This window comes from Sinorhizobium sp. 6-70 (genome assembly GCF_030124375.1).
Classification (GTDB): Bacteria; Pseudomonadota; Alphaproteobacteria; order Rhizobiales; family Rhizobiaceae; genus Sinorhizobium.
Genome location: NZ_JASKLS010000004.1, coordinates 315,864 through 338,071, shown reverse-complemented (window position 1 = coordinate 338,071; position 22,208 = coordinate 315,864). Strand labels below are relative to the sequence as shown.

Annotated in this window: 18 protein-coding genes; 11 read left to right on the top strand and 7 right to left on the bottom strand. The window is 64.7% G+C overall.

Annotated elements, in window-relative coordinates:
- Nucleotides 1–160: 160 nt before the first annotated feature.
- The 5 genes from QN222_RS11325 to QN222_RS11305 all read left to right on the top strand — a co-directional run bounded on the left by QN222_RS11325 (nt 161) and on the right by QN222_RS11305 (nt 5,114).
- A complete protein-coding gene (locus QN222_RS11325) occupies nt 161–1,279 on the top strand; it encodes an ABC transporter ATP-binding protein (protein ID WP_283964658.1) in 1,119 nt (372 codons plus the stop codon).
- 12 nt (nt 1,280–1,291) lie between these two features.
- Nucleotides 1,292–2,452, top strand: coding sequence for a spermidine/putrescine ABC transporter substrate-binding protein (locus QN222_RS11320; protein WP_283964657.1), 1,161 nt, complete (start codon nt 1,292–1,294; stop codon nt 2,450–2,452).
- Nucleotides 2,453–2,663: 211 nt separating this feature from the next.
- Nucleotides 2,664–3,530 (top strand): ABC transporter permease, encoded by an 867-nt coding sequence (locus QN222_RS11315; RefSeq protein WP_284005442.1) that lies wholly within the window; start codon nt 2,664–2,666, stop codon nt 3,528–3,530.
- Nucleotides 3,530–4,348, top strand: a complete 819-nt coding sequence (locus tag QN222_RS11310) for an ABC transporter permease (RefSeq protein ID WP_283965960.1) — start codon at nt 3,530–3,532, stop codon at nt 4,346–4,348. Before QN222_RS11315 ends, QN222_RS11310 begins: the two co-directional genes overlap by 1 nt.
- Before the next feature lie 4 nt (nt 4,349–4,352).
- Nucleotides 4,353–5,114 carry an SDR family oxidoreductase gene (locus QN222_RS11305; protein WP_283965959.1) on the top strand — a complete coding sequence of 254 codons (762 nt, stop codon included), beginning with the start codon at nt 4,353–4,355 and terminating at the stop codon, nt 5,112–5,114.
- Between the two features lie 19 nt (nt 5,115–5,133).
- On the opposite strand, the gene QN222_RS11300 is transcribed toward QN222_RS11305, so the two are convergent.
- The 6 genes from QN222_RS11300 to QN222_RS11275 all read right to left on the bottom strand — a co-directional run bounded on the left by QN222_RS11300 (nt 5,134) and on the right by QN222_RS11275 (nt 12,620).
- Complete coding sequence (locus QN222_RS11300; protein WP_284005432.1) at nt 5,134–6,792, bottom strand: urocanate hydratase; 1,659 nt, start codon at nt 6,790–6,792, stop codon at nt 5,134–5,136.
- Nucleotides 6,793–6,962: 170 nt separating this feature from the next.
- Complete coding sequence (locus tag QN222_RS11295; protein ID WP_283964490.1) at nt 6,963–7,292, bottom strand: TfoX/Sxy family protein; 330 nt, start codon at nt 7,290–7,292, stop codon at nt 6,963–6,965.
- 12 nt (nt 7,293–7,304) lie between these two features.
- On the bottom strand, nt 7,305–8,402 hold the full coding sequence (locus tag QN222_RS11290) for a DUF917 domain-containing protein (protein ID WP_283964491.1): 1,098 nt from the start codon (nt 8,400–8,402) through the stop codon (nt 7,305–7,307).
- Complete coding sequence (locus tag QN222_RS11285; protein WP_283964492.1) at nt 8,403–9,671, bottom strand: Zn-dependent hydrolase; 1,269 nt, start codon at nt 9,669–9,671, stop codon at nt 8,403–8,405.
- A complete protein-coding gene (locus tag QN222_RS11280; protein WP_283964493.1) occupies nt 9,668–11,050 on the bottom strand; it encodes a dihydroorotase family protein in 1,383 nt (460 codons plus the stop codon). The genes QN222_RS11285 and QN222_RS11280 overlap by 4 nt, the downstream gene beginning before the upstream one ends.
- Nucleotides 11,051–11,081: 31 nt before the next feature.
- The gene (locus QN222_RS11275; RefSeq protein ID WP_283964494.1) at nt 11,082–12,620 is read right to left on the bottom strand and encodes an aromatic amino acid lyase; all 1,539 of its coding nucleotides are present in this window, start codon (nt 12,618–12,620) and stop codon (nt 11,082–11,084) included.
- 134 nt (nt 12,621–12,754) lie between these two features.
- Between QN222_RS11275 and QN222_RS11270 the strand changes: the two genes are divergently transcribed.
- Nucleotides 12,755–13,936, top strand: a complete 1,182-nt coding sequence (locus QN222_RS11270) for a LysR family transcriptional regulator (RefSeq protein ID WP_283964495.1) — start codon at nt 12,755–12,757, stop codon at nt 13,934–13,936.
- Nucleotides 13,937–14,020: 84 nt separating this feature from the next.
- On the opposite strand, the gene QN222_RS11265 is transcribed toward QN222_RS11270, so the two are convergent.
- Nucleotides 14,021–14,992, bottom strand: a complete 972-nt coding sequence (locus tag QN222_RS11265) for a GlxA family transcriptional regulator (RefSeq protein ID WP_283964496.1) — start codon at nt 14,990–14,992, stop codon at nt 14,021–14,023.
- Between the two features lie 109 nt (nt 14,993–15,101).
- Between QN222_RS11265 and QN222_RS11260 the strand changes: the two genes are divergently transcribed.
- The 5 genes from QN222_RS11260 to QN222_RS11240 all read left to right on the top strand — a co-directional run bounded on the left by QN222_RS11260 (nt 15,102) and on the right by QN222_RS11240 (nt 22,130).
- Complete coding sequence (locus tag QN222_RS11260) at nt 15,102–16,004, top strand: 3-keto-5-aminohexanoate cleavage protein (RefSeq protein ID WP_283964497.1); 903 nt, start codon at nt 15,102–15,104, stop codon at nt 16,002–16,004.
- 155 nt (nt 16,005–16,159) lie between these two features.
- Nucleotides 16,160–17,650, top strand: coding sequence for a carnitine 3-dehydrogenase (locus tag QN222_RS11255; protein WP_283964498.1), 1,491 nt, complete (start codon nt 16,160–16,162; stop codon nt 17,648–17,650).
- A 252-nt stretch (nt 17,651–17,902) separates the two neighbouring features.
- The gene (locus QN222_RS11250) at nt 17,903–19,063 is read left to right on the top strand and encodes an acyl-CoA dehydrogenase family protein (protein WP_283964499.1); all 1,161 of its coding nucleotides are present in this window, start codon (nt 17,903–17,905) and stop codon (nt 19,061–19,063) included.
- A 215-nt stretch (nt 19,064–19,278) separates the two neighbouring features.
- The gene (locus tag QN222_RS11245) at nt 19,279–21,342 is read left to right on the top strand and encodes an acetate--CoA ligase family protein (protein ID WP_283964500.1); all 2,064 of its coding nucleotides are present in this window, start codon (nt 19,279–19,281) and stop codon (nt 21,340–21,342) included.
- Nucleotides 21,343–21,347: 5 nt separating this feature from the next.
- On the top strand, nt 21,348–22,130 hold the full coding sequence (locus tag QN222_RS11240) for a carnitinyl-CoA dehydratase (protein WP_283964501.1): 783 nt from the start codon (nt 21,348–21,350) through the stop codon (nt 22,128–22,130).
- Nucleotides 22,131–22,208: the final 78 nt, after the last annotated feature.

The window sequence follows — 22,208 nt, the reverse complement described above, 5'->3', positions numbered from 1 at the left end:
GTGGAAGTAGCGGCCTCCTGCATGTTTCCTTAAATCGCAGCTGATTTAAGGATAAGAACATGCAGCAATTTCAAGGTGCTGCAGCGTGCTTCGCGAGTCCGATAAGACGCGCGACGCTGTGGGAACGCCACATCTTCAAAAACAACCGCAGGGAACAGACGTGACATCCGCTTCGACGAACGACATCGAATTCCGTTCGGTCGCCAAACGCTATGGCGGCGTGACGGCAGTCTCGGACATCAACCTCGCGGTGCCGAAGGGCGCCTTCGTGGCGCTGCTTGGCCCTTCCGGCTGCGGCAAGACCACTTGCCTGCGGATGATCGGGGGCTTTGAGCAGCCGAGCGAAGGCACGGTCTATATCGGCGGCCAGCCGATGAACGGCGTGCCCGCCTATCGCCGGCCGGTCAACATGGTGTTCCAGCAATATGCGCTGTTCCCGCATCTCGATGTCGAACAGAACGTCGCCTATGGCCTTAAGCAGATGCGCCCGCGCATCGCCGCCGCGGAAATCGCCCGCCGGGCGCGGGAGGCGCTGGAGATGGTTCGCCTCGGCGGCTTCGGCAAGCGCCGCATCCACGAGATGTCCGGCGGCCAGCAGCAGCGCGTGGCGCTCGCCCGCGCCATTGTCAACAAGCCCAAGGTGCTGCTTCTAGACGAGCCGCTGGCCGCCCTCGACAAGAAACTGCGGACGGCCATGCAGATCGAGCTCCAGAGTCTGCAGCGCGAGCTCGGCATCACCTTTGTCCTTGTCACGCATGACCAGGAAGAGGCGCTGTCGATGAGCGACCTCGTCTGCGTCATGAGCACCGGCCGGATCGTCCAGATCGGCCCGCCGCAGGAGATCTACGACCGGCCGGCAAGCCTCTTCGTCGCCGACTTCGTCGGCAAGACCAACCGTGTCCCCGCGACCATCGAGGCGGGCGCGAATTCGATCCGGCTGGCGAACGGCGTCGGCCTCCCGAAACCCGCGAGCGCCAACGGCACACTCGGCGCGGCCATGGTTGCGCTCCGCCCGGAGGCGATCACCCTCGTCCGCGATGGCGCGGCGACGCTTCAAGGCACAGTCACCCACCGCATCTTCCTGGGCTCGTCGGTCGAATATTCCGTCGAGGTCGATGGCCTCGGCGACTTCCTGGTGACCGCCGACCGCCGGAGCCTCAACGAACGCGATCTCGCGGAGCCCGGCGAACGGATCGGACTCGCCTTCGACCCCAATGCGCTTCACGTCTTTCCGGCCTCAACCGCCGGATCTGCTGCCATCACTGCACGTCAACGATAAGGGAACAGCATCATGACCAAGTGGTACAGAGAGAATGCCCCGATCACTGCCGACAAGCTTGCCGATGAACTGATGCGCCTGAAGCGCGGCTCGATCACGCGCCGCCACTTCCTCGGCGTCACCGGCCTCGGCCTTGCGACCGCCGTCTTGGCACGCCAGCCCGGACTGTTCAATTCCACCGCCTTCGCCGGCGATCTCGGTACGCAGATGTCGATCGCGACCTGGCCGAACTACCACGACCCCGCGACCTTCGAGGCCTTTACGGCCGCTACCGGCGTTGCCGTCGAGGTCAATGTGTTCGGCTCGAACGAGGAAATGCTGGCGAAGCTCCAGGCGGGCGGCACCGGCTGGGACCTCTTCGTTCCGACCAACTACACGATCTCGACCTATGCGAAACTCGGCCTCATCGACGAGCTCGACCTGTCGAAACTGCCGAACTACGACGCCTCGACCGAGACCGCGCGCTTCACCAACGAGGGCATCGTCGACGGCAAGACCTATGCCGTGCCGAAAAACTGGGGCACGACCGGCATCGCCGTGAACTCCAGCAAGATCAAGACGCCGGTCACGAGTTGGAAGGAGTTCTTCGACGTCGCGATGACCGAGGCGGACGGCCGCGCCATGGTGCACGACTACCAGCTCACCACCATCGGCAATGCGCTGGTCTCGCTTGGGTTTTCCTTCAACTCCGTCAAGCCGGACGAACTCGCCAAGGCCGAGGAACTCCTGATCAAGGTGAAACCGCATCTCTACGCGATCAACAGCGACTACCAGCCGTCGATGCGCGCGACCGACGCCTGGATGACCATGTGCTGGACCAATGACGGCGCGCAGCTCAACCGCGACATGCCGGAAATCCAGTTCTTGCTCGGCAAGGATGGCGGCGAGATCTGGTCGGATTTCTACGCAATCCCGAAGAGTGCGGCCAACAAGGCCGCCGGCTATGCGTTGCTCAACTACCTGATGACACCGGAAAACGCCGTCAAGGAGCACGTCGCCAACGGCGCGCCGACGACCGACAGCCGTGTTCTGAAGCTGCTGCCGGCCGAGGTCACTTCCAACAAGATCGTCTATCCGGACGAAGCGGCGCTGACGCCGCTCGAATTCGGCGCCGCCGTGACGCTGACCGATCCCGGTCGCGCCGAGCTGATGGCGCGTTTCAAGTCGGCGTGATTTTCGAAGCCTGCCCCTCACCCTAGCCCTCTCCCCGCATGCGGGGAGAGGGGACAAGGAAGTGCCACTCGTCGCTTTCTTTCGCCGCATCGCTCCAGATGAGAGGAGACGACGCCGCGAGTCTCCTGCTCCCCGAAAAAACGGGGAGAAGGAGACCGGCAGGCCGGATGAGGGGCAAATCTTGAACGTGCGTTCCAACGGACCGAACTTCATGCAAGCGGCAATGAACACGAAGAGAAACCTGGTGACGGCAGCGCTGGTTGCGCCGGCGGCCGCGTGGCTTTGCATCTTCCTCGTGCTTCCCTTCATCGCCATGCTCGTCTTCGCCTTCGGCGAACGCGCGCCGGAGGGCGGGTATCAGGCCGCCTTCACGTTCGCCCAGTTCGCCAAACTGCCGACGCGGGCGGCCGCCTTCTGGAACACGCTGGTGCTTGCACCCGCCGGCGCGCTCCTCTGCCTGCTGGTCGCCTATCCCGTCGCCTATTATCTCGCCGTCAGGGCGAACCCGCGCTATCGCCTCATCCTCGTTTCGCTCGTGGTCGTGCCGTTTTGGACGAGCCTGCTCGTGCGCACTTACGCCTGGATGTATATCCTCGGCTCGCGCGGCATTCCCAATCTGCTCGCGATGATCGGCATCGAGGACGTGCGCATGCTCAACACGCCCGGGGCGGTCCTCCTCGGCATCGTCTATGGCTACCTGCCGCTGATGATCATGCCGATCTATGTGAGCCTCGAAAAACTCGACCGCCGGCTGCTGGAGGCTTCCGCCGATCTCGGCGCCAGGCCGGTCTCCACCTTCTTCGGCGTCACCCTGCCGCTTTCGCTACCCGGTGTGATGACCGGCGTCGCGCTCGTCACCATCCTGCTGCTCGGCGAGTACCTGATCCCGCAGCTTCTCGGCGGCGGCAAGGTCTTCTTCATCGGCAACGCGCTCGTCGATCTCTTCCTCCAGTCGCGCAACTGGCCATTCGGCTCGGCAATCGCCGTGACCCTGGTCGCCGTCGTCGTGGTGGTGCTGATGGTGGCGATGCGGATCGCCTGGAAGGTCGCCGGCACAAGACAGGTGGACCTCGTCTGATGCGCGCCTTCATCTCCTCTGTCTATCTCTTCCTCTATGCGCCGATCGCGCTGGTCGTGCTGTTCTCCTTCAACGCCGGCCGCAATGCGAGCGAGTTCACCGGCTTTTCGACCGCCTGGTACGGCAAGGCCCTCGCCAACACGTTCCTGGTCTCGGCGCTGCAAAACAGCCTGATGATCGCCTTTACGAGTGCGGCGCTCGCGGCCGTCTTCGGCACGATGGCCGCGCTCGGCATGGAGCGGCTCGGCACGCGCACGCGCGCCGTCTTCGATGCCTTGTTCGCTGCGGCGATCGTCGTGCCGGGCGTCGTCATCGGGATTGCTACGCTGGTCGCGCTCGTCGCCGTGTTCTCCTTCGTCAATCCGGCGCTGGCGACGATCTGGCCGGGCGATCAGCCGCCCCAGCTCGGCCTCGGCTACGGCTCGATCATCGCCGCCCACGGCCTTTTCTCGATGGCGCTGGTGACGATGATCGTCAAGGCGCGGATCGCGAGTCTCGGCCGCGATATCGTCGAGGCGTCGAGCGATCTCTACGCGACGCCGCTCACCACTTTCCGCCTGATCGTGCTGCCGCAGATCCTGCCGTCGATCCTTGCCGGCTTCCTGCTCGCCTTCACCTTCTCCTTCGACGATTTCATCATTGCCTTCTTCGTCGCCGGTTCGAAGACGACCCTGCCGATCTATGTCTTCGCCTCGATACGGCGCGGCGTGACGCCGGAAATCAACGCGATCGCGACCCTGGTATTGGCGGCCTCGCTGCTCCTGATCCTGACCGCGCGCCTTCTGATGGGCGAAAAGAAAAGCAAATCCGGGGAGTGAAACAATGATCCTGAAAGACCGGGTCGCGATCGTCACCGGAGCAGGCTCCGGCATCGGCCAAGCGGGCGCGGCCATCATGGCGCGCGAAGGCGCCCATGTGGTTGTCGTCGACCGCAGCCAGAAGGCCGCGGAAGCGGCCGTTGCGGCGATTGCCGGCAAGGGCGGCAGCGCCGAACCGCTCGCCATCGACGTGACCGACGACCAGGCGCTGTCGGACGGGATCGCCGACGTGCTTTACCGCCACGGCCGCATCGACATCCTGCACAACCACGCTGGCGCCCAGGTTGCCGGTGATCTCGAAGGGGTCGAGGTGGCGGGTTTCGATCGCTCCTGGAGCCTCAACGTTCGCGCCCATTTCATGGCCGCCCGCCTCGTCATGCCGTCGATGAAGGCGGCAGGCCGGGGTGTCATCGTCAACACGTCCTCGTCCTCCGGCGTGCTCTACGATCGCGAGATGATCGCCTACACGACGACGAAGCACGCCGTCATCGCCATGACCCGCCAGATGGCCGGCGACTATGCGAAATACGGCGTGCGCGTCAACGCGCTCTGCCCCGGCTGGGTGGACACGCCCTTCAACGAGCCCTTCATTGCGCAAATGGGCGGGCGCGGCGCGATCGAGGCCTATATCCGTGAGAAAGTGCCGCTCGGCCGCTGGGCAAGCGTCGACGAAATCGCCGAGTCGATCCTCTTTCTCGTCTCCGACCGGTCGTCCTACATGACCGGGCAGATCCTTGTGGTCGATGGCGGGGAGACGGTTGTCTGATCCCCCATCGCAGCTGCCCTCACACCTTCACATGCCCGATGCCCTTCGCCGCAATCTCATCGAAGGATTCTTCGTAGCCCGCGTCCGCATAGCGGATGACTCCGAGCGATGTGTCGTTGGTCAGCGCATGGTCGAGCCGCTCGTCGGCCGCCTTCGTGCCGTCTGCAACGACCGTCACGCCGCAGCTCGTCATGTAACCGGCATAACCGCCCCCGCCCGAATGGACGACGACGAGGTCGGCCATCGAGGAGCAGAGCAGCATGGCGTCGAGCAGTGGCCAGTCGGCGATCGCGTCCGACCCGTCCTTCATCCGCTCGGTCATGATGTTCGGATGCGCCATCGCGCCGGCATCGAGATGGTCGCGTGAGAAGGCGATCGGTCCCTTGAGCTCGCCGCTGGCGACCAGTTGGTTGACGCGCCGCGCGAGCGCCGTGCGTTCGCCGTGGCCGAGCCAGGCGATGCGTGCCGGCAGGCCTTCGAAGGGAATATGCTGACGCGCAAGCAGGATCCAGTTGGTGATGATCCGGTTCTCCGGGAACATTGCGAGGAGCAGGTCGTCGATCAGGGCGATGTCGCTCTCGTCGCCGGAAAGGGCCATCCAGCGGAACGGACCAATGGCGCGGGCAAAGAGCGGCCGGAGATAGGCTTCGGTGAAGATCGGGATGTCGAAGGCATCAGCAACGCCCCCCTCCCGCGCCTGCGTGCGGATCAGGTTGCCGTTGTCGAAGACCTCCGAGCCCTTTTTCTGGAAGTCGAGCATGGCCTTCACGTGCTCGACGATCGAGGCGCGGCTTGCGGCCATCAGCTGGCCCTGCCCGTCTTCGCGCAGCGACCGCACCTGGTCGAGGCTCATGCCCTTCGGCACATAGCCGTAGACGAGATCATGCGCCGACGTCTGGTCTGTCACCACATCCGGAACGATGCCGCGCCGGGCGATCTCCGGATAGATTTCCGCGGCGTTGCCGACGAGGCCGACGGACAGCGCCCGTTTCTCCTTGACCGCCGCGGCGATCATCGCGAGCGCCGTGTCGAGGTCCGGCGCGATCTCCTGGAGATAGCCGACCTGCTGGCGCTTCTTCGCCCGCTCAGGGTCGATGTCGACGCAGAGGATGGCAGCCCCCGCCATGCGGCCGGCCAGCGGCTGGGCGCCACCCATGCCGCCGAGACCCGCGGTCAGCACGAAACGGCCGGAAAGATCGCCGCCGAAGCGGCGCTCGGCAATTCGCATGAAGATCTCGTAGGTGCCCTGGATCACACCCTGGCTGCCGATATATTGCCAGGCGCCTGCCGTTAGCCCGCCCCAGCAGATCAGCCCCTTGCGCTGCAGCTCGTAAAACACCTCGGCCTTCGCCCATTGGCCGACGATGTTGCAATTGGCCATGATGACGAGCGGTGCCTTGGCATGGGTCTTCAACAGGCCGACCGGCTTGCCGGACTGGATGACCAGCGTCTGGTCCTCGTCCATCTCGATGAGCGTCTTGACGATTGCCCGATGGGACGGCCAGTTGCGCGCGGCCTTGCCCAGGGCGGCGTAGACGACGAGGTTGTCCGGATCCTCGCCGACCGACAACACGTTTTCGAGCAGCCGCAGCAGCGCCTCCTGCCGCCAGCCCCTGGCGCGCAACTCCGGCCCTCCGGGAATCGGAAAATTCGGGTGACGGGGATTGGCCTTCGGCATCGTGATCGTTCCCTTGTTAGGCCGGCGCTGAATTTGCCCCTCACCCTAGCCCTCTCCCCGCTCGCGGGGATAGTAGGGGACCAGGAGGCCGCGGCATATCCCTTCTCCCCGTTTACGGGGAGAAAGTGCCGGCAGGCGGATGAGGGGCGAACCACGCCGCCCTCGTTCATTCACTTCGGCGGCAGCGTTTCGACATAGCCTTTCGCCGCATCCAGCAGGCGCCGGCGCAAAGCGTCATCGCCATAGGCCTCTGCGCCGGCGCGCACCCATCCGTGCATCCGGCGCTCGCCCATCACCATCTGCACGATGCCGGGCAGCGCCAAGGCCCAATCGTCGTTGCCCTTGCCAAGCCGCGCCAGCATTCCATCCTCGCGGGCGCCACAGAGCAAATTGCCGTTCAGGAGAAAGGCCAACCCACCGAACATCGGCTTTTCCGAAAGCCCCGGCCGCTCGCCAAGGTCTTGCCTCACCAGCTCTTCGAGTCCCGCGTCGCGTGCCACATCGTCCTCCCGTCAACGCTTGCCGGCGAGCGCGTAGCGTGCAATCTCGATCCCCATCGCCTTTTCGACGGGCGGATAGACGGTCGGGTCAATGACGCTGGAGGCAAGCGGGATCACGCTCTTCGGCACATGCAGCACAAAGACCGTCATGCCCACCTGCAACTGCCCGACGCTCAAAGGCTCGCCTTCCGGCGACAGCGTGGTGATGACATCCGGGAATGTTGCAAGGCGCGTACCGTCCAGCGTTTGCACGGCCATGTATTCGTTCATCACATGGAGTATCGTTGAGTCATCGCCCTGCCCCAGCGTGACCGTGCCGATGTCGAAGGCCTCCTTGGTATAAACCACCGATTTATCGGTGATCGTTCCCTCGGCGAGAATGGAGCCGTTGGTGGTATTTGCGATCGCGTCGATGACGGCGCTGCCGCCCTTGCCTTCCGCAGCGATAATCGCCTCGCCCAGAGTCAGCGCCATGGAGATGCCGCCGAGCGCAGCATTAGCCTTGACGTAGGACGCACGCACCGGATTGCGGCAGGAGGCGATGAAGCCGCCCGACATATCGGCCGCGGTCCTCAGGATCGGCGACACCTTGGCCGTCGCACCCCGGACCACGAGTTCGATATAGCGGTTCTCCTCGCGGTTTCCCCCGACCGCGGTCTGGATCATCGGTTCGGGCGAACCGGCGAGGCCGATCGATCCCATGTCACCCGTCGGATGAGCACGGATATCGCCGACGGCATCCACGACCTTGGTGCCGAGGATCGCCGAGGGCAGCCAGCCATTCAGCGTCGAGGATTTGCCGTTCTGCCCGATGATCAGGCCGGCGAGCTTTTCGCCGAGCGCCTCCTGCAGCAATTGAACGGCTTTCACGTAATCGACACCGCGCATCTCCCAGGGTGTAGTCGAGGCCGGCGCACCGATCGCAGCGGCGGTCGCCACCCAATCGTCCGGCTCCAGCTCGTTGATCGAAACCAGCTCCGGCTTGCCGATGGAGACGGCGGCGTATCCGAGCATGCGTCCGTGATCGGCCCAACCACCGCCACCCGCCGCATAGACGGAACCGCCCTTGACCGCCGCCTCGACATCCTTTTCCGTCAGTATCCGGCCCATCTATTTCTTCTCCTGCAATTGTCCATCGAGCCGTCGCACGGCTTCGAAGAGCACCGCCGCGCCAAGCGCGATATCGTCGTTTTCCGCCCACTCGTCGGGCGCGTGCGACCGGCCATCGCGACAGGGAATGAAGATCATCGCGGCTTTCGTTATCCGGCCCATCCAGGCCGTGTCGTGCCCGGCCCCGGAAGCCATCAGCCGGTGACGCGCGCCGACGCGCCCGCAGGCGGCTTCCAGCGTCGCGAGAACCAAGGGGTCGCCGGGTGTCGGGTGACTGTCGGAGATCAGCGTCGGCGGAGTGATCGCGACGCCGGTCTCCTCGGCGATGCGGACGGCAAGCACCTCGACCTCGGCGATAAACACTTCCATCTGCGGCCGCAGTTCGGCGCGGGCATCGATCAAAAGCCGCGCCCGCGATGGCACGACGTTGGCGGCATTGGGTTCGATCTCGAATTCGCCGACGGTCGCGGCGAAGTGACCCTCGCCTGCCGCATGGGCAAAGCCCAGCGTCTCGATCTCCAGCACGAGCCGCGACGCCGCGACAAGGGCGTCGCGACGGCGCCCCATCGGCGTCGTTCCCGCATGATCCGCCTGTCCCTCGACGACGATCTCGATGCGCGTGATCCCGGAGATTGCCGTCACCACGCCGATGTCGAGGCGCTCGGCCTCGAGCACCGGTCCCTGCTCGATATGCAGCTCCAGGAACGCCTTGACGTCGGAGCGCTTCGACGAAGGCAAACGGGAAGGATCACCACCGGCCTCGACGATCCCTTCGCGGAGCGTCAGCTCGTCGTGCGCACGGCTCAGCCAGGCCTCCGGAACAAGCCCGGCCATGCAGCGGCTGCCGACGCAGGAGACGCCGAAGATCGACACCTCCTCGGCAAGGAAGTCGACGATCTCCAGATCGTGGTCGAGCTCGATGCCCGCGTCTGAAAGCGACCGCGCCACTTCGAGCGCCGCCGCGACGCCGGCAATCCCGTCGAAGCGACCACCTTCCGGAACCGTGTCGGAATGCGAGCCGAGCATGATCGTGCCGAGCGCCGGCTTGCGGCCCTTGCGCCAGCCGATGAGATTGCCAGCCGCATCGATCCTCGTGTCGAGGCCCGCGGCTTTGAAGCACTGCTCCAGGAAAGCGCGACCTTCGAGAAAGAGCGGCGTGAACGCGCGGCGGGTATAGGGGCGATCGGGCTCGGTAATGCGCGCCAGCCCATTGACGATTTCGGCGATGCGCCGCGCATCGACCGGCAGATTGGTCCGCCTTGCGCTCATTGCCGCGACTCCTGGATCGGCAGGCTCGGGAGCGGCCGCACGAAGGCGCCGGTGCCCGGCTCCGCAAGCACGCGGCGGCCGTCAAAAGCAAGCCGCCCGCGCAGATATGTGGCGGAAACCCGCCATGGCAGGCGAATGCCGTTGTAGGGCGACCAGCCGACGACATTGTTGCCGCTTTCGGCCGCATCATAGACATAGGATTCCGGCGTCATGACGATGATATCGGCGTCCTTGCCGGCTTCGAGCGCGCCCTTGCAATGGTCGAGGCGGAAGTGCCGCGCGGGGTTGAGCGCCATCAGCTCGGCGGCCCGTGTCAGCGGGATGCCGCGCTCCAGCGCACCCTTGACGAAAAGCGGCACCATCGCCTCGAGACCCGGCACGCCGGAGGCATTGGCGAGCATGTCCGGATTTGTCTTGCGATCTTCCGACCAGCTCACATGATCGGTGGAAACCAGCGTCACGCTACCTTCAGCCACATGCCGCCAGAGTTTTTCGACCTCCGCACGCGGGCGGATCGGCGGATTGATCTTGGCCTTGCCGCCGAGGCGGCGCACGTCGTTCTCCTCGTCCAAAGTAAGGTAATGGATGCAGCACTCGATCGTCGCCGCATGCCCCTGCGCCCGATAGGCGGCGGCGATTTCATAGCCTCGACCGAGCGAGCAATGCACCACATGCGCCGGGCACCCGGTTGCCGCGCCCGTCTCATAGATCTGGTTGGTGGCAAGCAACTCCGTCAGCGGCGGACGCGAAAGGCCATGGGCCCGATAGTCGCTGATGCCGGCAGCCTTGACCCTGTCGATCGCGGCCCGAACCGCCTCGTCATCCTCGTTGTGAACGCCGGCGGTCAGTCCCGTCGGGGCAATGGCCCGAAAGCACTCCTCCAATAGCGCGGCAGGAATTCGAGGAAAACGTTTCGGATCCGTTCCGAAAGTCGAGAACTTGAAGGCGGCGACACCGGCTTCAACCATCTCGCCAATCCGCGACGGCCCCTCTTCGGGATCAATCGTGCCGTAGAGCGCAAAGTCGACGCGAGCCTGCGGACCGGCATGGGCGACCTTGCGCCTGACTGCTTCCGCCGAGCAAACGAGATTTCCCTCGTCATAGGGCATGTCGACGATCGTCGTCACCCCGCCGGCGGCAGCCGAGCGAGTCGACCAGATGAAATCCTCCTGGTTCTTCTGCGACAGCGAATGCACCTGGGCATCGATCGCGCCGGGCAAAATCAGCGCCTTGCCGAGGTCCTGCCTTTTGCGTGCCGAAGGCGCCACGCCCTGCCCGACATGCACCACCTTGCCGTCCCGCACGGCCACATGCCCACCTTTGACGACGCGATGCGGGAGGACGACGGTGCCTTTCAGAACAAGATCGAAATCGGACATTGCTCTTTTCCTTCCCGTTCATTCTGCCAGTTCATTTGGCCAGCGCGAAGAAGTCGTCGAATTCCGGCATCGGCGCCGTCTCGACGAAGGCACGCAACAGGTCGTGGTCGGTGAATGCCGCCTGCAGCGCTTCGATCTCCTTCGAGAGCGGGCGGTCCTTGAGATAGATCGGGCTGACCGAGCGTGTGCGGTCATAGGCGAGCCTGACGACACCCTTCGGTTCGTCGCCGACGAGATCGATGGCTTGTGCAGACAGCATCGCCTCGATCGCTGCAAGCTGCCGGAGGTCGCGAACCTGCGCCTCCATGCGCTCGACGATCAGCGGCAGGAAGGTCGCCTCCTCCTCCAATCCGCCGGCCACCACGATCGACTGCGCGGACAAGGGTACGGCAAGCGACTGGACACGCATGTAGAGCTCGACGGCCAGCTTCATCAGCGGCCCGAGCCCCGTGGCGACCTCCCCGGGCGCGACGAGATTGACCGAGAGGTTGCGCCGCCCGCCGTTCGAAAGCAGGATGCAGCGGTTCAGGACATTGCGCGCCACATGCGAAAAGGCGATCTGCGCCGCCTCGATATAGAGCGTCGTCGTCAGCGGCAGGGACGCGCCGGATGAATGCACCTGCCCGCCGAGCACCACGGGGTTGTCGTCCGAGAGATAGGTTGCCTCGACAAGTCGGCCGGCGGCGACCAGCAGGGTGTCGACGACCGCACCGAAGACCTGGGCGGTCATGCGGAGGCTCAGCGGATCGTGTATCGCCGTTGGCAAGGGCCACTCGGTGATGCCCGACTGGCCGTAGAGCCAGGAACCGACAAGCGCCTCGCCGCGCGTCGAAAGCGTTGCTGCGACCAGCCAAGGATCGGCCGACGCTCCGAGTGCGCGCGACGACATGACGCCGGTGACAAGCAGCACGCGGATCGCCGCGGCCGCCTCACGCAGGACGTCGCCCGCTGCCGCATAGGAGATTGCATTGACGCTGAGTGCGGCAAGCGCATCGCGCGGCCGCATGACGAAAGGCGCCAGTCCCGCCTCTTTCAGCGCCGATTCCGCCGTCATGAGCTGACCGTTAAAATAGGCTTCGCCGACGCCGGTCAACACGGAGGCCACCTGCCCCATCAGGCCGATATCGGCGCAGCCCATCGAGCCGTGGCGGCGCACGGCCGGGACGATCCCCCGCTCGAGAAGCGCGACGAAGGCATCGATAAGTTCCGGGCTGCACCCGGTATGCCCACGCATCGCGGTGTTGATGCGGATGGCGATCGCCTTGCGGATGACCGGCGCGGCAAAGAATTCGCCGGTGCCGAAGTGATGGGCGCGGACGAGCGACGTGTTGAATTCGGCGAGGTCGTCGGCCGTCCACAGTCGGTCCTTCATCGACCCGACGCCAGTGTTGGAGCCATAGACCGGCAGGCCCATGGCGACGCGGTCGGCGACCACCTTGTGGGCAGCGGCGACCCGTTCCATGCCGCTATCATCCGCAACCGGTCGCGCTAGCCCTGAGCCGATCTCTTCGAGCACCCCGAAGTCGAGCGGTTTTCCGCACAGGACGATGGTCTTGACCGATTGCAGCATGCTGAAACGAAACCTCTTTTGCGAGCATGCTATGCGCACAGTGCCGATGCGTGGTATATCCCAAATTGGGAACGAATGATGCTGAAATCCGAACAGCTCGACCCACATCCCTGTTCGAAGCGCGGGTAGATATCGTGGATATTGCAACGATCGTCCTTGTCGACGCGACGCTGCGTGAAGGCGGCGTACGGCGCGCGGCAAAGCTGAGCGGCCGCCCGCCGTCGAGTGTCAGCGCCGCCGTCCGGCGCTTCGAGCAGACGATTTCCGTTCCGCTGCTTCGCCGCGAGGGCGCCATGCTCGTGCCGACGCTGGAGGCGCAGGCGCGCACCGCGGACATAGCGGAAGCGGCCGACACCGCAACGCTTCTCGTGAACCGCCTTGGAAGCCCGGCGGCAGGCCCGATCCCGCCCGTCAGCCTGGCTGCGCTCGACCGTTTCGTGAAGATCGCCCGCAACGGCAGCATACGCTCGGTCGCGCGGATGCTCGGTCTCGGCCAACCGCAGCTGACCCGCCAGATGGCGGACCTCGAACGCCATCTCGGATACCGGCTGTTCGAGCGCGCTTACCACGGAGTGGCCTGCACCGAGGAAGCGCTCGCCGCCATCCCGCTGGCGGAGAAACTGCTTCAGTGCTGGGGGCGCCTGACACGCGCATCGGACGACCGCTTTCGCCGCGACGCGACGACATGGCGTCTCGGCGCGGTGATGCCGCTCGGGCCCGAGAGCGAGATCGCGCGCATGCTGGCAGCGCTGACGGCCGCCTGGCATGCTTCCCGCCCCCGTCAGCACCTCTTCATTTCGAGCACGACGGCAGACGAACTCATCGCCGGGCTGAAGAGCCGGCGCTTTGACGCTGCGCTCCTCGACGTCGCCGACTTTCCCCACGAATTCGACGGCCGGCTCGTATCGGAGACGCCGCTGGCGCTCGCCGGCGCTGCTGCAACGCTCTCCGAGATGGGCGGCGACTTCGCCCGCCTGCTCTGCACATCCCCGATCGCCGTGCCGAGTGCCAAGAGCGGGCTGAGGCGCGAGGCCACACGTTTTCTGGAAGATACGCTCAGCGAAAGCGAACGGCGGCGCGTCATCCTGATCGAAGTGGACTCCATCCCCGTCATCATCAATCTCGTCAGCCACCACGGCTATCTCTCGATATTGCCGGAAAGCTCGCTCGCCCGGGTCCATCGCCCGCCCGCAATGATCCGGCTCTCGCCCCGATACAGACAATCCCTGACCCTCGTCTGGCCCAGGAAGGCCCTTTGGGCCCAGGCCGGCGAAGCCATCTTCAGGATGATGAAGACCGGAACGGTGCGAACCTGAATCGCTGCCTATCGAAATCGCGCCAAGCCGCTGATTCGAATCGCCAATCTGGCGCCGCCCGATTCTCCGTCTGAAGCTGTTCAATCAGCTCTTGAGCTTCAGCCGCCGGCGCGTCTCGCTGGGGCTTTCGCGGTAGTGCGCGCGGTAGCTGCGCGAGAATGACGACGAAGAATTGAAGCCGGCGATCGCGGCGATATCGGCGAACTCCATCCGCGTTTCGATCACCTTTCGGCGCGCGGCATTGAGACGGAGAGCGAGATAATGCTCGTGCGGAGCAACGCCCATCGTGTCCTTGAATAGGTCCTGCAGATGCCGGGCGCTGACACCAGCGCGGCGTGCAAGCCGTGCCAGCGTCAGCGGCGCCTCGACGGTCTCCTCCATCAGCTTGACCGCCGTGCCGACCCGGGCGTCGAGAATGCGCATATTGCCGATTGCCGGCACCTGCAGCAGGTCGCCACGTGTGCGCTCCTGCTCGTAGATGAAGAGGCGCGAGACCTCGAGCGCCAGCGAGTAACCATGCGCCCGGCGGATCAGTTCGAGCATCAGATCAAGCGTCGGCAGCGAGCCGCCGGTGGTGATCCGCTTGCCGTCGATGACGAAACGCTCGCGCACCATGGTCACATGCGGATAGGCGGCGGCGAAATCCTCGAAATCCTCCCAGTGCGTCGTGCCGGAAAAATTGTCGAGCAGGCTGGTCTCGGCGAGGAGCCACGAGCCGGATTCGATCCCCGCCATGACCTCCCGATGCCGCGCCGTCTGCGACAGCAGCATCTTGAGTTGCGAAGTGGCACTGCGCTTCCAGTTGTAGCTCGAAATCACGAAGAGCGGCGCCGTCTCCCGCTGCGGCCGGAACGGGCCGGAGACCGGAATGGGAATGCCGCTCTTGGTCTCGATCGCTTCGCCGTCAGGGCTGAAGATCGTCCAGGTATAAAGTGTGCGGCCGGCGATGCGGTTGGCGGCGCGTAGCGGCTCGATCACGGAAGCAACGAGGATCAGGTTCGTCTCCGGAAGGACCAGCAAGTCGATGTGCTGCACGTGCGAAGCAACCTGATCCATGGTGAAACTTCCTGCTCCTGTCGCCGATAATGTATAGGATACGGCCGATAATGAAAAGCAAGACCAGCCGTTCTGGCCCGTAATAGCTCCCAACAAAAGGGAGACAGCAATGCCGCTCAGCATGAACCGCGAGGTATTCATCACGTGCGCCGTCACCGGTTCGGGAGACACAGTTTCCAAATCCGGCCACGTTCCGATTACGCCGAAGCAGATCGCCGAAGCCGCGGTCGAAGCCGCCAAGGCCGGGGCAGCAATTATCCATTGCCACGTTCGCGACCCGGAGACCGGCGCGCCGGCCCGCCGCCTCGACCTCTACAAGGAAGTGACCGATCGCATCCGTTCCGCCGACATCGACATTGTGCTGAATCTCACCGCCGGCATGGGTGGGGATCTTGTTTTCGGCAATGTCGAAAGCCCCCTCCCGGTCAATGAGAAGGGCACTGACATGGCCGGCGCCACCGAGCGTGTCGCCCATGTTGCCGAATGCCTGCCGGAAATCTGCACACTCGACTGCGGCACCATGAACTTCTCGCTCGGCGACTACGTGATGACCAACACGCCGTCGATGCTGCGCGAGATGGCCCGCCAGATGACCGCGCTTGGCGTCCGCCCCGAGATCGAAGCCTTCGACACCGGTCATCTCTGGTTTGCCAAGCAACTCGTCGAAGAAGGCCTGATCGAGGATCCGGTGCTGATCCAGCTCTGCATGGGCATTCCGTGGGGCGCGCCCGACGACCTCAACACCTTTATGGCGATGGTCAACAACGTGCCGTCGAATTGGACCTTCTCTGCCTTCTCGATCGGCCGCAATGCGCTCGCCTACCCGGCAGCGGCGATCCTTGCCGGCGGCAATGTCCGCGTCGGCTTGGAAGACAACCTCTATATCGGCAAGGGCCAGCTCGCGACCAACGGCCAGCTCGTCGAAAAGGCGGTGTCCGTCATCGAGGGCATGGGCGCAAAGATCATCGGCCCGGCAGAGGTCCGCGAGAAACTCAAGCTGCAGAAGCGGTAAGGCGAGTTCGGCCCCTCATCCGCCTGCCGGCACCTTCTCCCCGTACATACGGGGAGAAGGACGCAAATCGTAGGCGCCCAGTCCCCTCTCCCCGCCTGCGGGGAGAGGGTTAGGGTGAGGGGCAGATTGAGATTTCAAAGAATCGAGGAGAGGGCATGAGCATCATCACCAAGGCCGCCTGCGTCGGCGGCGGCGTCATCGGTGGGGCCTGGGCGGCGCGTTTCGCGCTTGCCGGCATCGACGTCAACATCTTCGATCCGCATCCGGAAGCCGAGCGCATCATCGGCGAGGTCATGGCCAATGCCGAGAAGGCCTATGGCATGCTGACCATGGCGCCGCTGCCGCCGCGCGGCAAGTTCACCTTCTGCAAGACGATCCAGCAGGCGGTCGAAGGGGTTGATTGGATTCAGGAAAGCGTTCCCGAGCGGCTGGAGTTGAAGCGCGGCGTCATCACCGAGATCGACGCATTTGCCCGCCCCGACGCGCTCATCGGCTCCTCGACCTCGGGCCTGCTGCCCTCGGACCTGCAGGCCGACATGAAAAACCCCGAACGCATGTTCGTGGCGCACCCCTATAACCCGGTCTATCTCTTGCCGCTGGTCGAGCTCGTCGGCGGCAAGAAAACCTCGGCGGCGACGATCAAGCGGGCGGAAGAAGGCGTTGCCGAAATCGGCATGAAGGGCGTCGTCATCGCCAAGGAGATCGAGGCCTTCGTCGGCGACCGCCTGCTCGAAGCGCTCTGGCGCGAGGCGCTGTGGCTGATCCAAGATGACATCTGCGATACCGAGACGCTCGACAATGTCATGCGCTATTCCTTCGGCATGCGCTGGGCGCAGATGGGCCTGTTCGAGACCTATCGCATCGCCGGCGGCGAAGCCGGCATGCGCCACTTCCTCGCCCAGTTCGGCCCCTGCCTGAAATGGCCCTGGACCAAGTTCACCGATGTCGTCGACCTAGACGACGCGCTCGTCGAGAAGATCGGCGCGCAGTCGGACGCCCAAGCCGCCGGCCGCTCGATCCGCGAACTCGAACGCATCCGCGACGAAAACCTCGTCGGCATCATGCATGCGCTGAAGGCCGGCAATGGCGGCGAAGGCTGGGGCGCTGGCAAACTGCTCGCCGATTTCGAAAAGCGCCTTTGGGCAAAGGGCGGCGATCAGCCGAAAAGCTATGATGCCTCCGGTCCGCTGCGCCTCCTCGACACCAAGGTCAATGCTGCCTGGGTCGACTACAACGGTCACATGACCGAGCACCGCTACCTGCAGCTCTTCGGCGACACGTCCGACGCGCTGCTGCGTCTGATCGGCGTCGACTTCGCCTATGTCGAAGCCGGCCACAGCTACTACACCGTCGAAACCCATATCCGCCATCTGGGTGAAGCCAAGCTCGGCCAGGCGCTTTACACGACGCTCCAGCTTCTCGCCTCAGACGAGAAACGGATCCACTTCTTCACCAGGATCCACGATGCCGCGTCCGGCGACGTTATCGCGACCGCCGAACAGATGATGCTGCACGTCGACGCCAAGGCCGGCAAGTCGGTCCCGGCGCCGGCGGAAGTGCTCACGAAGCTGACGCCGATCGCGGAAGGCCATGCAAAGCTCGCTGTACCGGAAGGTGCCGGGCGGCATGTGGGGCAGAAGCGCTGAGATGCTGCGGCGGCCGCCCCCTCATCCGGCTGCCGCCACCTTCTCCCCGCATGCGGGGAGAAGGGATCTGCCGCAGCCGCTCGCCTGGGCCTCAGCGCTGAGCGAAAAGCACAAACGTCCCCGCTCCCCGCTCGCGGGGAGAGGGCTAGTCCTCGGGTTAAACCCGAGGAGAGGGGCAAAATGCCAAAGACACCGCGGGCCGATGAGGAGATCGGCCCAGGCAGGCGGACCAAAAGAATACGAGGGAGAACAATGAATTTCGCACTGACCGAAGAACAGCAGATGATCGTCGATACGGTCCGCAACTTCGTCGAGACCGAGATCTATCCGCATGAAAACGAGGTCGAGCGCACCGGTATAGTACCACGCGAGCTCGGCCAGGAAATTGCCCGCAAGTGCAAGGAGCTCGGCTTCTTCGCCTGCAACTTTCCCGAAGCGGTCGGCGGTGCCGGGCTCGATCACCTGACCTTCACGCTCGTCGAACGCGAGCTTGGCCGTGGCTCGATGGGCTTGACCGTATTTTTCGGCCGCCCCTCCGGCATCCTGATGGCCTGCAACGAAGAGCAACGCGAACGCTACCTGCTGCCGGCCGTCAAGGGCGATAAATTCGACGCGCTCGCCATGACCGAGCCGGACGCTGGCTCCGACGTGCGCGGCATGAAATGCTTCGCCAGGCAGGACGGCGACGACTGGATCGTCAACGGCACGAAGCACTTCATCAGCCACGCCGACATCGCCGATTTCGTCATCGTCTTCATCGCCACCGGCGAGGAGCAGACACCGCGTGGCCCGAAGAAGAAGATCACCTGCTTCCTCGTCGATCGCGGCACGCCTGGTTTCCAGATCCGTGAAGGCTACAACTCCGTTTCGCATCGCGGCTACAAGAACTGCATCCTGACCTTCGACGACTGCCGCCTGCCCTCCTCGCAGATCCTCGGCGAGGTGCACAAGGGTTTCGACATCGCCAATGAATGGCTCTATGCCACGCGCCTGACGGTCGCCGCCACCTCGGTCGGGCGGGCGCGGCGCGCCTTCGACTATGCGCTCTCCTATGCGGCCGAACGCAAGCAGTTCGGCAAGCCGATCGGCGCCAACCAGGGCGTCTCCTTCAAGCTCGCCGACATGATCACCGAGATCGACGCCGCCGACCTTCTGACGCTGTCGGCCGCCTGGCGGCTCGACCAGGGCCTGCCGTCAAACCGCGAGATCGCCTCTGCCAAGGTCTATGCAACGGAAATGCTGGCGCGCGTCACCGACGAGGCGATCCAGATCTATGGCGGCATGGGCCTTATGGACGACCTGCCGCTCGCCCGCTTCTGGCGTGACGCCCGCGTCGAGCGCATCTGGGATGGCACTTCGGAAATCCAGCGCCACATCATCAGCCGCGACCTGCTGCGGCCGCTGGGGGCTTGAGGGATGATGTACGGTTTTCGGCTAGGCTATTTGCCCCTCACCCTAACCCTCTCCCCGCATGCGGGGAGAGGGTACGCCGTGCTGCGCGCGCTTCTCCTGTCGGTGAGGCCGGGCACGCGGGGGCGGCAGGTCCCTTCTCCCCGTGTTACGGGGAGAAGGTCGCGGCAGCGGGATGAGGGGCATCGCCCTGCCGCGTTGAGGGAGTGCAGGGCGCAATGACCACCCCTCCCCGCTCTCTCGACCGGCTGATCCGCCCGCGCTCCATCGCCGTCTTCGGTGGCAAGGAGGCGCGCCGCGTCATCGAACAATGCGACAAGATGGGCTTTGCCGGCGAGATCTGGCCGGTCCACCCGCGCGAAGAAGAAATTCTCGGCCGCCGCTGCTACCGCTCGGTGGCAGACCTGCCGGATGCGCCGGACGCCTCTTTTGTCGGCGTCAACCGGGCACTGACGATCGAGATCATCCGCGACCTCGCCGCACGCGGCGCCGGCGGCGCCGTCTGCTACGCCTCGGGCTTCCGCGAAGCAGCAAGCGAGCTTGCCGACGGCAATGATCTGCAGGAGGCGTTGGTTGCCGCTGCCGGCGACATGCCGATCGTCGGGCCCAATTGCTACGGCTTCATCAACATGCTCGACGGCGCCCTGCTCTGGCCGGACCAGCATGGCATGCTGCGCGTCGAGCGCGGCGTCGCGATCCTCACGCAGTCGTCGAACATTGCCTGCAATATCTCGATGCAGACACGCGGGCTGCCGCTCGCCTATGTCATGACCGCCGGCAACCAGGCGCAGACCGGGCTTTCCGACATCGCCTGCGCCGTGCTCGAAGATCCGCGCGTCACCGCCGTCGGCCTCCACATCGAAGGCTTCGACAGCATCGAGGCGCTGGAGCGGCTGGCGACCCGCGCGCGCGAACTGCGCAAGCCCGTCGTCACGCTGAAGGTCGGCAAATCGGAAGCCGCCCAGCTTGCGACAGTCTCCCACACGGCCTCCCTCGCCGGCAACGACCGTGTCTCCTCGGCACTGCTTGCCCGCCTCGGCATCGGCCGGGTCGACACCCTGCCGGAGCTCCTCGAAACGTTGAAGCTCCTGCACCTGCACGGGCCTCTTGCCAGCGCCGACATCTCCTCGATGAGCTGCTCTGGCGGCGAAGCCTCGCTGATGGCGGATGCCGGTGTTCGGCGCAGGGTCAACTTCCGGGCGTTGCGCGAGGAGCAGCGCCAGCCGCTGAAGGACAGTCTCGGCGAGATGGTGACTATCGCCAATCCGCTCGACTACCACACCTTCGTCTGGGGCAACCGTGACAAGCAGACGGCCGCCTTCACTGCGATGATGAAGGGCGGCTATGCCTTGAACCTGATCGTGCTCGACTTCCCCCGCCTCGACCGTTGCGACGCCGCCGACTGGGTGACGACTTGCCAGGCGGTTATCGCCTCGGCAAACGCAACCGGTGCCGCCGCGGGCATCGTCGCGAGCCTCGGCGAAAACATGCCGGAAGAAACCGCTCTTTCGCTGATGGCGGCGGGTGTCGTTCCCTTCTTCGGTATCGACGAAGCGCTCGCCGCTGCAGAGACTGCGGCTGAGATCGGCGCCGTCTGGGCAAGACCTGCCCCGCCGCCCCTCCTCAAGGTCCGGGCCGAAGCGGGCGATGCCATTACGCTGACCGAGGCGGAAGCCAAGGCCGAACTCCTGGAATCCGGCGTCGAAGTGCCTCGGGGAAAAACGGCCGCCACGGCCGAGGAAGCGGCAGATACCGCCGAAGCTCTCGGCTTCCCCGTGGTGCTCAAGGGCCTCGGCGTCGCCCACAAGACCGAAGCGGGCGCGGTGAAGCTCAACCTCGCAAGCCGCGACGAGGTCTACGCCGCCGCCGACGCGATGGCCGCGGTGGCTTCAAGTTATCTTGTGGAAAAGATGGTCGCAAAGCCTGTGGCGGAACTCATCATCGGGGCGATGCGCGACCCCGTTGCCGGCCCGGTACTCACCATCGGCGCAGGCGGAATCCTCGTGGAATTGCTCGATGATTCCGCGATCCTGACGCTTCCGACCACGGAAGAAGCGATTTCGGAGGCGATCGACAGTCTCAAGATCAAGAAACTGCTGGACGGCTACCGCGGCGGCCCGAAGGGCGATGTGGCGGCGCTGACCAGGACTGTCGCCGCAGCGGCATCCTATGTCGTTTCAAACGCTTCAAAGCTCGACGAACTCGATATCAATCCTATTATGGTGTTACCGGAAGGCCAAGGAGCTATCGCCGCTGACGCCCTGATCCGCCGGAGGAAATGACGCCTATGACCGGACCGATCCTCACCCGCCGCAAAGGCGGCATTCTCGAAGTCACGATCGACCGGCCGAAGGCCAACGCCATCGATCTGAAGACCAGCCGGATCATGGGCGAAATCTTCCGCGAGTTCCGCGACGACCCCGCCTTGCGCGTGGCGATCATCACCGGCGCAGGCGAAAAATTCTTTTGCCCCGGCTGGGACCTCAAGGCAGCGGCCGAAGGCGACGCCGTCGACGGCGATTATGGCGTCGGCGGTTTCGGCGGCATCCAGGAACTGCGCGACCTCAACAAGCCGATCATCGCCGCCGTCAACGGCATCTGTTGCGGCGGCGGTCTGGAGATCGCGCTGTCGACCGACATCATCCTTGCTGCCGAACATGCGACCTTCGCGCTGCCGGAAATCCGGTCCGGCACCGTCGCCGATGCCGCTTCGATCAAATTGCCGAAGCGCATCCCCTACCACATCGCCATGGACATGCTGCTGACCGGCCGCTGGCTCGACGTCACCGAGGCGAACCGCTGGGGATTCGTCAACGAAATCCTGCCGGCCAACCGGCTGATGGAACGCGCCTGGGAGCTTGCACACCTGCTCGAAAGCGGGCCGCCGCTCGTCTACGCCGCGATCAAGGAAGTGGTGCGAGAGGCGGAAGGCCGCGACTTCCAGACGACGATGAACAAGATCACCCGCCGGCAGTTCAAGACGGTCGATATCCTCTATTCGAGCGAAGACCAGCTCGAAGGAGCACGCGCCTTCGCCGAGAAGCGCGATCCCGTCTGGAAGGGACGCTGAGACGATACGGCCGCCGATGGCCGCGTGATTTCCAGCCGGCGAGAACCGGCATTCGACGTGGCAGGCCGCGGGAACCGG